We start from the raw sequence: 11,951 nt of genomic DNA, 5'->3' as shown, positions 1-11,951 counted from the left end.
CGTGGCGGACAAGAAAAGTCGCACTTGGCGCTGGCCTTTGCCGCTCGGGCTGATTACACGACGCTCTCCGACGCCGGCGGCGAGTCCGTCGCCGCCTCTCCAGCGTGCGCGTGGAGGTGGGTTGCGTGCCCTGAAACGATGTCGGCCCATTCGGTTTCATCAGGTGCCAGTTCCGGAAAGGCATGAACGGCCGGGTTGATGATCTTTTCGACGATTTCGCCCATGATCCAACCAAAAGTGCGCTTCACGTCATGGGCTTGCTCGTCAGACAGCCCTGATAATGCCTTCCTCAACGCGCAATCCAGCGTGGCCATTGCTTGAATGCCGCCGTCTCTGGCGGCACGCGCACATGCAATTGTTGGCAGGTTCATGTCGATCTCCATGAGCGTTCAGTGAACGCTGGACCTGATTGGCCAGCGGTGCAATAGTACTACCCGACAGTTTATTTATCAGGCTGTTCCTGAACCGAAGAGGGCGTAATCCTCCATCCAGCATACCGCGACCTGTTCGAGGGGTCGACCGGCGCAGGCCGGAGCGCTGCCGTCGACCTGGGCCTGCCTTGCGAACCGGACGTGACGCCCGCCAGCAGCGCTGCAAACAACAGCGCGCAAACAGCAGCGCGCAAGCGTCACCTCGTTGAATGACGATCCGTCTGTGTACCGGCGGGCGCATGACCCGTCGGCGAGGCGCGTTACTTGATGGCGAAACGTACGCTGACGGCAGGCTTGTTCGGCAGCGTCACCCGTGTCATGACCTTGTTGCCGGCTTCGAGCTTCACGTCGTCCTTCGCTATCAGCGTATTGCCGGAGCCGGCGGCCAGCGTCGTTTCCGACTTCTGCGTACCCTTCAGGACCGTCAGCGTGCCGGTGGCTCCCGCCGTCGTCACGGCCTCGCCGTGGTCGTCCACATAGACCGTGACCTTGCCATCCTTGTTGACCAGCTCGAACGACAGGTCGCCGGCGCTCTTGACAATGCCGCCGTGCTTGGCCGGGCTCTCATGGGCGACGACCGGCGCGCTGACCGCCATTGCCAGGCCCAGGGCCATCATTGCTGCGATTTTCTTCATTGCATGCTCCATTGTATTAAGTAATGCGGCGGCCTTCACAGTGGGCGCCACCGCCGGACCCTGTATCAATAACTTTCCCCGCCGGTGCGGGCCAGCACGGCGGCCAAAGGCTTCCTGCCGACCAGCCAGAAGATCAGTGGCGTCAGCAGGGAATCGAGCAGCGTCGAGCTGACCAGCCCACCGAAGATCACGACCGCCACCGGATGCAGGATTTCCTTGCCCGGCGCGTCGGCCGCCAGCAGCAGCGGCAGCAACGCGAACGCCGCGACAAGTGCCGTCATCAGCACGGGCGTCAACCGCTCCAGGGAACCGCGCACGATCATCGGCCAGCCGAAGGATTCCTCCTCGAATTTGCACAGGTTGATGTAGTGGCTGATCTTCAGGATGCCGTTGCGCGTGGCGATACCGGCCAATGTGATGAATCCCACCATCGATGCAACCGACAGCGACACGCCGGCCAGCCACATCGCCGCCACGCTGCCGACCAGCGCAAAAGGGATGTTGGCCATGATCACCAACGCCAGGATGGCGGAACGATAGCGTGTGTACAGCACCAGGAACACCAGTGCCAGCGACGCAAGCGACAGGCCGACGATCAGGCGCTGTGCCGCTTCCTGCGCCTGGAACTGGCCTTCGATGCTGATGAAATAGCTTCCCGGCAATGCCGTGACCGCGACAACCTTTCGCACGTCGCCAATGATGCGCGACATGCTGGAGCCGTCCGTGTTCGCATAAACCACGATACGGCGCCGGCCGTTTTCCCGGCCGATCTGGTTCGGACCATCGCTTTCCTCGACGGTGGCGATCGACGCCAGCGGCAAGCGGCCGGACGGCGTATCCAGCATCAGCCGTTCCAGGTCTTGCGGCGTACGATGCGCATCGGCCAGGCGCACGACGAGATCGTAGCGGCGCGCGCCATCGATGACCTGCGTTACCTTCGTGCCTTCGGACATGGCTTCGATCGAAGCGAGCACCTGCCCCGCCGAGAGACCGGCCTGTGCCGCCCTGCGGTAGTCCACGCGGATCTTGATCTGCGGGATCAGCACCTGCCGCTCCACGGACAAGTCCACCAGCCCCGGTACGCCGGCAAGCCGCTTGCGCAGTGTTTCCGCCAGGCCACGCAGCGTGTCGATATCGTCGCCGTAGATCTTCAGCGCGACCTGCGCGCGCACGCCGGACAACAGGTGATCGAGCCGGTGCGAGATCGGCTGGCCGATGGCCACCGCTGCAGGGATGACGGACAGTTGCGCGCGGATCGCCGCCATGACCTGGTCGCGCGAGCGCTCCGTCGGTTTCAGGTCCACGTCGATCTCGGACGAGTGCACGCCCTCGGCATGTTCATCCAGTTCGGCGCGGCCCGTGCGACGACCCACCTTGATCACTTCCGGCACCTGCCCGATCAGGGTCTCGGCCAGCGCGCCCATCCGGTTTGCTTCCGCCAGCGACGTACCGGGCGTGAATGTCATGCCCATCACCAGCGAGCCCTCGTTGAACGCCGGCAGGAACGCGCGGGGGAAGAACGGCACCGAGGCCGCTGCGGCAACAACGGCGATGACGGCGATGGCCAGCACGCCGCGCGCGCGCGGCAGCGACCAGTCCAGCAGCCGTTCGTCGTACCGCTTGAGCCAGCGCACCAGCGGGCTGTCGCCATGCTGCAAGCGCTTCATGCGGGGCAGCAGGACCATCGCGAGCACAGGCGTGACCGTCATCGAGACCAGCATGGATGCCAGGATCGACGTAATGTAGGCGATGCCCAGCGGTGCGAACAACCGGCCTTCGATACCGGGCAAGGCGAACAGCGGCACGAACACGAGCACGACGATCACGGTGGCATAGACGATGCCGGACCGGACCTCGACCGAGGCGCGCCAGATGGTCTCCAGCACGGAAGTGCCTTCCGGCCGCTGCCGCAAGCGGCGCAGGATGTTCTCGACATCGACCACGGCATCGTCCACCAGCTCGCCGACCGCGATCGCCAGCCCGCCCAGGGTCATCACGTTGATCGACTGCCCCAGCAGGTGGAACGCCAGCGCGGTCACGGCCAGTGACAGCGGGATCGCGACAAGGGAAATGACGGTGCTGCGTGCGCTCAGCAGGAAAGCGAACAGGATGACCGCGACGAGGATGGCACCGTCGCGCAGTGCCTCGACCACGTTGCCGATCGACGACTCGATGAAATCGGCCTGGCGGAACAGGATCTCGGGTGCCGAGAGCCCGGCGGGCAGCCCCTGGCGCAGCTCGGCCAGCGCAGTCTCGATCTGGCGCGTGAGCTGCACCGTGTCGCCGGCTGGCTGCTTCTGGACGCTGACGATCACGGCGGGTCGACCGTTCATGCCGGCGTCGCCGCGCTTGAACGCGGCGGCGTAGCGTACCTGCGCAACCTGGTCGAGCAGAATCGGCGTGCCATTGCGATAGGCTACCGGGAGGCCGCGTGCATCTTCCAGGCGCGTGGTGCGGCCCAGGTTGCGGATCAGGTACTCACGACTGTTCAGGTCAATGAAGCCGCCGCTGGTGTTCGATGCGAATCCCTGCAGCGCACCGGTCACCTGGCCCAGCGTGATGCCATATTGCGCCATGCGGGCCGTGTCGGGCTCGATGCGCAACTGGCGCACGTCGCCACCGATCGGAATCACCTGCGAGACACCGGGAATCGACAGCAGTCGTGGGCGCAAGACGAAATCGGCGTACTCGCGCGCTTTCATCGGATCGGTCCTGGCCAGGTCGATGGGCAGTGCGATCAGCATGATCTCGCCCATGATCGATGACACCGGCCCCATCACTGGATTGACGCCGGCAGGCAGTTGTTCGCGTACCAGCGATAGCCGTTCCGCGACAAGCTGGCGATTGCGGTACACGTCGGTATCCCAGTCGAACTCCGCGTAGACGATCGACAGGCCGACACCGGACACGGAACGAACGCGGGTCACGCCGGGCATGCCGTTAAGGCTTGTCTCCAGCGGGAACGACACCAGCTGCTCCACTTCTTCCGGTGCCATGCCGCCGGCTTCGGTCAGCACGGTGACGACCGGCTTGTTCAGGTCCGGGAACACGTCGATCGGGGTGCGCTGGGCCGTGATGGCGCCGTACACCATCAGCAGCACGGCGGCAGCCAGGACCAGCAGCCGGTTGTGCAGGCTGAAACGGACGATTGCATTGAACATGGCGTTACCGGATCTGGTTGATCAGCGAGGAGCCGGAGACGACCACGCGGTTCTCCGCGGAAAGTCCGCGGGTAACGACGATCGCGCGGGCATCGAGCGGGCGCGCTTCCACTGGTTGCGCAATGAAACGCATCGCCCCGGACTTGATCCACACCACCGTTTCATTCGCTGGATTGCGCACCAGGGCCTCGGCTGGCAGGACGATGCCCTTCACGGTCGTATTCAGCTTCGCCAGCACGGACACCGGCTGGCCTACTGCCAGCGGCAATGCCTTGCCGGTTACGCGGAAGCTGATCGGCAACGCTCCGTCACGCAGGCTGCGTCCGCCACCGATCAGAGCCAGTTTGGCATCGGGGGCGGCCGGCAGCGTCGCCGTGGCGATGCGCGATGCCAGTGTCACGTCCGGTGTGCTTGCCTCGACCAGTGCGCGAGCGGGATCGATGATCTCGAACAGCACGTCACGGGCGTCGACGATCTGGCCCGCCAGCAGCTGGGTGCTGGCGATGATGCCATCCGCCGGCGACACGATGGCTTCGCTGCCGCGCACCGTGCCGGCTACCGCTTTTTCCCGGCCGAGAATACTGGTGAGCTCGGCGCGCGCCGCGTCGACTTCCTTCGCCGGTACGGTGCCTTCCAGGGACTCGAGCCGGACGATCCGGCGCTCGGCCAGGCCGCGCATGGCGCGCAAGTCGGCCAGCGTGGCTTCCTGATTACCGCGTTCCACCGCGCTGGACACCGGTGCCAGCCGGGCCAGTACCTGGCCCTTGCGAACCGTTTGACCAGCGGTCGGCAAGCCCCGTGGTCCCGGTGCGATGCGGCCGGCGAACGGTGCCTGCACGCGGCCGCCCGCGTTGGGGTCGATGGTCACGCGCCCGTTCAGTTCGATCGTCTGCGGATGCTCGCCTTCCACCGCCTTGACGGTACGGATGACCATGCGGCGCTGGGCCAGCTTGGGGACGTTCACGCTGCCGTCCGGCAGGCGGGCCAGGCCGCTGATGGACGTCGTCGCCTGCCCGTCCAGGTGTTCCCCGTTCGGGCCGTGGGCACCGGGAGACGCATGGACATGGTGCATGCCGAGCAGTCCAAAGGCCAATGCGGCTGGGAAATGTCGGAAGTTCAGACGAAAGTTCATGCCCGCGCCTCCTTCGCACCGCGGCGCCGTGCACGAACCATCAGCGCGGCCGGGATGGCGATGACCGGCAAGACCCCGAGCCACCACCAGCGGTGCCCATGTCCGTCACCATGCTCATGTTCGTGGGCCGCGGGGACTGGCACCTCCAGCGTGCCTTCGAGCAGGTCGCTTTCGCCACCGGCCGTGAAGGTGAACAGCAGCGCATGCTTGCCGGGGACGGACAGCGCCTGCAGGAACTTCTCGTCGTCGATCGCGTAATCGCCCATGTCGGCATGGAACTTGGCGCGTGCCTTGAGGTTCTTGTATTCCACCTCGAGCGTTCCGCCAAGGACGGGTTCATTGGTCTCGTAACGGTCGATCATCACGGACAGCTCGCCGCCCGACAAGTGGCCAACCAGCTCGAACAGCTCGGTGAACGTTTCGACACGCGGCACACTGCCCGGCGTTGTCGCCGCAGCAGGGCCATCGAGGTGTTCGCCGTTCGGCCCATGGGCACCGGGTGAAGCTTGCGCCGGCATGGCGACGGCCAATGCCAGCAGAAGAGGAAGAAGGCGTTTCATGGGAGGATTCCAGAGGCTTGATTCATTTGGGCGTGGGCGAGCGCCAACGCAATGCGCTGCTGGCGGACGGCGACTTCGGCTTCGTGAGTGAGCGCGCGCGAACGCAGCAGATCGGCCAGCGGCTTCTCGCCCTGGCGGAATGCGTGCTCGAACAGCGCGGTGTGTTCGCGCAGCGCGGCGGCGCGGGCTGTGGCGGCATCCAGTGCAGCGCGCGCATTGGCAAGCTGGTCCTGCGCAAGCGCCAGGTCGGTGTCCACGATGGCCTGGGTCTGCACCAGCTCGGCGGAGGCAGTCGCCAGCTGGGTACCTGCCAGTGTTTCGGCCGGACGGTTGCGCAGCTTGCCCGAGAGCGGGATCTGCAGCGCGATGCCGATGCTGCGGTCTACGCTGGGCATGTCGCCATCGCGCTCGCGGCGCATCGACAGCGCGACGGTAGGCGATGCCTGCCGGCTGGCCGAGGCCAGTTCGACGGCCGCACGCGCGCGCGTCTCGGCAGCCTGCGCTGCTCGCAACCGTGCATGGTCCGTTGCCGGCTTTTCAACCGGCAGCGGCTCCGGCGCCATATCGGGGAGCGCGGACGCACCGGTGATCAGGCGAAAGCGGGCCAGCGCTTCGCCGGCACGGCCGCGCGCCAGCGCAAGATCCGTGGTGGCCGCCAGCACTTCCTGCCTTGCCAGCAAGGCATCGCTGCGGGCCAGGTCGCCCGCCTTGACGCGGCGGTCAACGTCGGTTGCCAATGCTTCCAGATGGTGCAGATGGTCATTCTTTTCGGCCAGTACTTCGCGCGCAGCGGCCGCTTGCCACAGGCGCATGCGCACCTCCCCGGCAATGGCCAGCCGGGCCTGGAGCAACTGGGCATCGAGTTCTTCGGCAGCTCGTTGAGCCAGCTGCCGACGAGCGCCGTGCTGGCCAGGCAGCACGACGGGGGCCGACAGGGACAGTTCCGTCTCACGGGCATTGCGCCGATCGGTCCATCGATCGGCGCGGTCCGATACACCGAGGGTCGGGGCGGCGGCCAGCCATGACGCGGCAACGTCGCGCGCTGCGGCGTTTTCCTGCTGGCGGGCGCCGAGGGTATGTGCCAACGGCGAGCGCTGCCAGGCGGCTTCGACCAGGGCATGCAACGTCGTCGAGGCAGGTTCTGCGAGCGCGTTCTGCGCGTTCGACAGGGACGGCAGCATGCAGGCAGCGGCCGCCATATAAAAGGGCAAGCGTGAAATACGCATCGATGTTCCTTGGGTGAGTTAACTCATCGCCAAAGGAATGCGCACGGTGCGCGGTTACGCCGCGCCAAATGAAATGTGCAGTGTTCCCCCGGCGGCTCAGCCGAGGGTTGCGGAAGGAGGTCGGTGTGGACAGTCCAGCAAGGGATCCGGCATCGGGGCCGGACCGTCGGGACGGACGATGGAGATCAGTTGTGCAGGCCGGCCGGCCAGCGACGGCAGCAGGATGGTGGCTGGCTGCGGTGAACAGGTGTGGTCCTGCCCGTGCTTGGCCGATTCGTCGGAGTTGTCGTAATGAACGGCCCCGTCGTCGTCGTGATGATGCTGGACATGCTGATCGTGCTCGATTTCGTGCGCCAGCGTCGTTTCACCGGCGAGCACATGCTCCCACTGCAGCGCGAAGCTCTGCAGGGGCAGGCACAGCATCAGCAGGATACAGAGCAGGTGGCGCACGAAAAGACGTACCTTGAAAGCCGCAGATTATAGCAGCAGGAATGGCGGGCACTATCGCGCAACGCAGCCCCCATGAATGGCTGCGGCCATATTGCGACAATGACAGCCAGCCTCGACGGTGTACAGACGACGCTTACCGCAAAACCGGCATCACGACCTTTTCAATAGTGACCAGGGCCGCGCCCCCCGGCGCGCAAGCGTATGCCAAAAACACGCTCCTGCTCCGCCAGCGCCGTGTCGAACGGCCACGCTGGCGTTTTTCCGTTCCGCCGACGCTCCACCGTATTACAGTAGCGGCATTATCGACCACGGGAGCTCCCATGAACACCATCGCCGCCATCGCGCTCGCCGCCGGGCAGGCCCTCACGCCATCCCAGCCCACCGAAGTGAAAGGCACATTCGACGTGAAGGTCACGCCGTCGCCCGGCACGCCGGCAACCGCGGACGACAGCCGCGGCCGCATGACATTCACGAAGACCTTCCACGGCGCGCTGGCCGGCACGGGCGAAGGCGAGATGCTGACGGCCGGCAGCCCGGCCACCGGCAGCGCCGGCTATGTCGCGCTGGAACGTTTTACCGGAACGCTGGCGGGGCGCCGCGGCAGCTTCGTCATGCAGCACTCCGGCACGATGCAGGCCGGCCGCCAGGAGCTGGCGATCGTGATCGCGCCCGGCTCGGGCACCGGCGAACTGGCGGGCATCGCGGGCGAGGCCACGATCGACATCGACGGCAAGCAGCACTACTACACGCTACGCTACACCCTGCCGTCGCGCTGAGACGCCGCCCGGCCATCGCGGCAACTGACGCAAACAGGAATGATTCTCATTCCTGTGGTTTGCGCCTATAATGCCCGTCAATCCCAACCCAGCCGCCACCTCATGCCCCCGGTGCGGCGTGCACCACGCCCTCCATGAAACGCGATCTCCTTCCCGCCCGCGGTCCGTCCCCGACACCCGTCACCGCCCGCCGCCTCATCCTGCCGACCTGGAAACAGGTGTGGTTCCAGCTGCATTGGTTCATCGGTATCACGGCCGGCACCGTGCTGATCGTGATCGGCCTGTCCGGCGCACTGCTGGTGTTCAAGGACGAGATGCTCGACCTGGCCAACCCCGGTGTGCGCCATGTGCCGGTGCGAAACGCACCGTCGCTGGCGCCGCAGCAGGTAGCCCAGGCCGTGCGCACTGCCCATCCGGAGCGGCGCGTGACGTCGGTGATCGTCTATTCGGCACCCGGCACCGCGGCCCGCGTCGGGCTGGCGGCGCTGCCCGGCCAGCCGCGCGGCGAGTCCGTTTACGTGCACCCGTACGCGGGCACCGTCCAGCCGGAACTGACCGGCGAGACGGCATTCGAATGGATCGAATCCTTGCACCGGTGGTTGCTGCTGGGCCGCGAGACGGGCAAACCCGTCACGGGCACGCTGGCCCTGTGCCTGCTGGGCCTGGCCCTGTCCGGCCTGTACTTGCGCTGGCCGCGCAACGCGGGCAACTGGCGCACGTGGCTCATGTTCGATACCCGGCTGAAGGGCCGCTCGTTCCTGTGGGCGCTGCATTCGGTGGCCGGCACGTGGGCGCTGGTCGCCTACGTCATCTTCACCCTCACGGGAGCCTACTGGGCATTCGACGCGGTCAGGAGCACGGTCGACGGCTGGGCCGGCGTCAAGCGCGCCCCGCGCGAAGCGGCGGCGAAACCCGCAGAACGTAAACCGGGCGCGCAAAAAAGCCGGCCAGCTCCCGTCGACCTGGCGCCGGCCTGGAACACGTTCCAGCAACAGGCGCCGGGCTGGCAGATGGCGTTCCTGCGTTTTACCGACAAGCCGCACGACCCGATCCAGGTCGCCTGGCTGCCCGCCGACGCGCCCCATCCGAGGGCCCGCAGCGCCATGACGATCGCGCGGGACGGCACCTTGACGAAGAACGAACCGTACGCGGCGAAACCGGCAGGTGCGCGGGCACTGACGACGATCTACCCGCTGCATATCGGTACCTACTTCGGCCTGCCGGGCCGGATCGCGATGATGCTGGCGAGCCTGGCGCTGCCCGGCTTTGCCGTCACCGGCTGGATGCTGTACCTGAAGCGCCGCCGCCAGGCGCGCGCGGCGCGGGCCGAGCGCACCCGCCTGGCATCGCTGCACGGCGCGGGCTACCCGCCCGCGGCGCCCGGCATCGATCCGGTCCTCGTGGCCTACGCCAGCCAGACGGGCCAGGCCGAACGTCTCGCGCTGCGCACCGCCGCCGCGCTGCGGGCCGCAGGCACGCCTGCCGACGTGCGCGCCGTCGCCACACTGGCGCCACGGGATCTCGCCGGCTACCGCGAGGCGCTGTTCGTGGCCAGCAGCTATGGCGAAGGCGAGCCGCCCGATGGCGCGCGCCGCTTTGCCCGCCAGTTGGCCGACGCCACGGGGAGGCTGCCGCACCTGCGCTATGCCGTGCTGGCGCTGGGCGACAGCGCCTATGCGCAATTCTGCGGCTTCGGCCGTGCGCTGGACGACCGGCTGGCCGCGCTGGGCGGCACGCGGCTGTTCGCGCCGGTCGAAGTGGACAATGGCGACGAGGCGGCGGTCACGCGCTGGTCCGCCGCGCTGGCCTGCCTGGGCGCGGCGCCGCTGGCCGAGGCGCCCGCGGCCGACGAGCCGCCCTGGCAGGACTGGACGCTCGCGGGGCGCACCCTGCTGAATCCGGAAAGCCTCGGCGCTCCACTATATGAAGTGCGCCTCGTAGGCGAAGCGTCCGGCTGGCAGCCTGGTGCGCTGGTCGAGATCGAAGCGCGCCACGCCGCACCGGTCGTGCAGGCATGGCTGGCGCAGGCGGGCCTCGACGGCACGGCACAAGCAGGCGAAGGCACGCTGGCGCACCGGCTGGCCGCCAGCGAATTGCCGGTCGCCAGCCACCCCTTCCCTTCCCCGCAAGCTTGCGCGGCCACGCTCAAGCCGCTGGCGCCGCGCCGCTATTCGATCGCGTCGCTGCCCACCGACGGTGCCGTGGAACTGCTGGTGCGCCAGGTGCGGCACGAGCAGGGCCTGGGCCTCGCGTCCGGCTGGCTCACCGCCCACGCGCCAGCCGGCACGGCGGTCCGGGCACGGCTGCTCGCCAACCCGGCATTCGCGCCAATCGACGGCGATGTGCCGTGCATCTACATTGGCAACGGCTCAGGCCTGGCCGGCCTGCGCGGCCACCTGCGCGCCCGCGTGGCCGCCGGCCGGCGGCGCAACTGGCTGCTGTTCGGCGAGCGCCAGCGCGAGTTCGACAGCATCTGCGCGAACGAGGTGCAGCGCTGGGCCGCGGCCGGCTTCCTGCCGGAACTCGACCTGGTGTTTTCCCGTGACGGCGAGGGCTATGTCCAGGACCGGCTGCGCGCGCGCGGCGATGCGCTGCGCGCCTGGATCGCCGACGGTGCCGTGCTGTATGTCTGCGGCAGCCTGCATGGCATGGCCGGCGGCGTCGATGCCGCGCTGGCCGACCTGCTGGGCCGCGACACCGTGGAACTGCTGGCGGCCGAAGGCCGCATCCGCCGCGACGTGTATTAAGGCTGCAAATTAAGACTGTGAAGCCTGCGCCGTGGCGCTGGCCTGCAGCGACTCGCCGATCGCGTAGAACTGGCCGCCTGCGATGTAGTGCAGGCTGCGCCAGCGCGGGCCGGCATCCTCGAAATGCCAGTGGCCGCCGCGGAACACGCGCGTATCGGCCCATGCGGCAACGACTTCGCCGATGAACAGGTCGTACGCGGCCTGGTTGTGGGGTTCCGGCACGAGCCGGCACGCCAGCCATGCGGAGCAGCCGGCCACCAGCGGCGCGTCGATGCCCTCCACCGCGAACAGCTCGACGCCGCAGCGGGCCAGCTTGTCCGGCGCATCGCCGAGGCTCAGCGTGCCGACCGCCTGCACCAGGTCGACCTGGGCGGCGTTCGGCACCTGCAGCACGAACATCCCGCTGGCCTCCACCAGGGCGCGGGTGGCGACGGCCTTGTCCAGCACCACGGTCACTTTCGGCGGGCTAAAATCCAGCGCGCAGGCCCAGGCGGCCGCCATCACGTTGTCGACGCCGCCGTGGCGCGCGGACACGAGCACCGTGGGCCCATGGTTCAGCAGGCGGTAAGCTTTCGTCAGCTCGACCGGGGCGACGAAGGAGTCACGGGGGAGAACACTGCCGGGAGCACTGCCGGGAGCACTGTCGGGAGCACTGTCGGGAGTGCTGGGGGTAGCGTCGGGATTTTCCATGCGCGGCAGCATAGCACCGTTGCGGCGGCGGCGGCGGCGCCCATGGCCGGGCCTCTTCCCCGATCTTCCGATGCGCGCCTCTGCCTTTGGCGGGAGGCGGCCGACCGGAAGGTTCGCTTGGGCCACCGGCCGTCATATACTGC

The 11,951-nt window shown here is 67.5% G+C and carries 10 protein-coding genes; 2 read left to right on the top strand and 8 right to left on the bottom strand.

What is annotated here, in order from left to right; all coding sequences use genetic code 11:
* Positions 1-53 precede the first annotated feature (53 nt).
* The 7 genes from ACY65G_RS21605 to ACY65G_RS21575 all read right to left on the bottom strand — a co-directional run bounded on the left by ACY65G_RS21605 (position 54) and on the right by ACY65G_RS21575 (position 7,595).
* Positions 54-371 carry a hypothetical protein gene (locus tag ACY65G_RS21605; protein WP_464999354.1) on the bottom strand — a complete coding sequence of 106 codons (318 nt, stop codon included), beginning with the start codon at positions 369-371 and terminating at the stop codon, positions 54-56.
* A gap of 320 nt (positions 372-691) precedes the next feature.
* Positions 692-1,066, bottom strand: coding sequence for a hypothetical protein (locus tag ACY65G_RS21600; protein ID WP_464999353.1), 375 nt, complete (start codon positions 1,064-1,066; stop codon positions 692-694).
* Positions 1,067-1,131: 65 nt separating this feature from the next.
* Positions 1,132-4,227, bottom strand: a complete 3,096-nt coding sequence (locus tag ACY65G_RS21595; protein WP_464999352.1) for an efflux RND transporter permease subunit — start codon at positions 4,225-4,227, stop codon at positions 1,132-1,134.
* Between the two features lie 4 nt (positions 4,228-4,231).
* Positions 4,232-5,299, bottom strand: a complete 1,068-nt coding sequence (locus ACY65G_RS21590; RefSeq protein WP_464999351.1) for an efflux RND transporter periplasmic adaptor subunit — start codon at positions 5,297-5,299, stop codon at positions 4,232-4,234.
* Between the two features lie 56 nt (positions 5,300-5,355).
* Entirely contained in the window at positions 5,356-5,919 is a 564-nt protein-coding gene (locus tag ACY65G_RS21585; RefSeq protein ID WP_464999350.1) for a hypothetical protein, read from the bottom strand.
* Positions 5,916-7,145, bottom strand: coding sequence for a TolC family protein (locus ACY65G_RS21580; protein WP_464999349.1), 1,230 nt, complete (start codon positions 7,143-7,145; stop codon positions 5,916-5,918). Before ACY65G_RS21580 ends, ACY65G_RS21585 begins: the two co-directional genes overlap by 4 nt.
* 96 nt (positions 7,146-7,241) lie before the next feature.
* Positions 7,242-7,595 (bottom strand): hypothetical protein, encoded by a 354-nt coding sequence (locus ACY65G_RS21575; RefSeq protein ID WP_464999348.1) that lies wholly within the window; start codon positions 7,593-7,595, stop codon positions 7,242-7,244.
* A gap of 320 nt (positions 7,596-7,915) precedes the next feature.
* On the opposite strand from ACY65G_RS21575, the gene ACY65G_RS21570 reads away from it, so the two are divergent.
* Entirely contained in the window at positions 7,916-8,371 is a 456-nt protein-coding gene (locus ACY65G_RS21570) for a DUF3224 domain-containing protein (RefSeq protein WP_464999347.1), read from the top strand.
* 134 nt (positions 8,372-8,505) lie between these two features.
* Positions 8,506-11,118: a PepSY domain-containing protein gene (locus tag ACY65G_RS21565; protein WP_464999346.1), complete on the top strand. Its 2,613-nt coding sequence runs from the start codon at positions 8,506-8,508 to the stop codon at positions 11,116-11,118.
* A 9-nt stretch (positions 11,119-11,127) separates the two neighbouring features.
* Here ACY65G_RS21565 and ACY65G_RS21560 read toward each other — a convergent pair whose 3' ends face one another.
* Positions 11,128-11,808 carry a flavin reductase family protein gene (locus ACY65G_RS21560; RefSeq protein WP_464999345.1) on the bottom strand — a complete coding sequence of 227 codons (681 nt, stop codon included), beginning with the start codon at positions 11,806-11,808 and terminating at the stop codon, positions 11,128-11,130.
* Positions 11,809-11,951 lie beyond the last annotated feature (143 nt).

Source organism: Pseudoduganella sp. jia 12 (genome assembly GCF_055502675.1).
The sequence above is the reverse complement of the archived record's forward strand: the minus strand, read 5'-3'. Positions and strand labels throughout refer to the sequence as shown.

Coding starts and splice junctions, on each gene's coding strand:
- ACY65G_RS21605 (WP_464999354.1), bottom strand. CDS start 371: ATGAACCTGCCAACAATTGCATGTGCGCGTGCCGCCAGAGACGGCGGC.
- ACY65G_RS21600 (WP_464999353.1), bottom strand. CDS start 1,066: ATGAAGAAAATCGCAGCAATGATGGCCCTGGGCCTGGCAATGGCGGTC.
- ACY65G_RS21595 (WP_464999352.1), bottom strand. CDS start 4,227: ATGTTCAATGCAATCGTCCGTTTCAGCCTGCACAACCGGCTGCTGGTC.
- ACY65G_RS21590 (WP_464999351.1), bottom strand. CDS start 5,299: ATGCACCATGTCCATGCGTCTCCCGGTGCCCACGGCCCGAACGGGGAA.
- ACY65G_RS21585 (WP_464999350.1), bottom strand. CDS start 5,919: ATGAAACGCCTTCTTCCTCTTCTGCTGGCATTGGCCGTCGCCATGCCG.
- ACY65G_RS21580 (WP_464999349.1), bottom strand. CDS start 7,145: ATGCGTATTTCACGCTTGCCCTTTTATATGGCGGCCGCTGCCTGCATG.
- ACY65G_RS21570 (WP_464999347.1), top strand. CDS start 7,916: ATGAACACCATCGCCGCCATCGCGCTCGCCGCCGGGCAGGCCCTCACG.
- ACY65G_RS21565 (WP_464999346.1), top strand. CDS start 8,506: ATGAAACGCGATCTCCTTCCCGCCCGCGGTCCGTCCCCGACACCCGTC.
- ACY65G_RS21560 (WP_464999345.1), bottom strand. CDS start 11,808: ATGGAAAATCCCGACGCTACCCCCAGCACTCCCGACAGTGCTCCCGAC.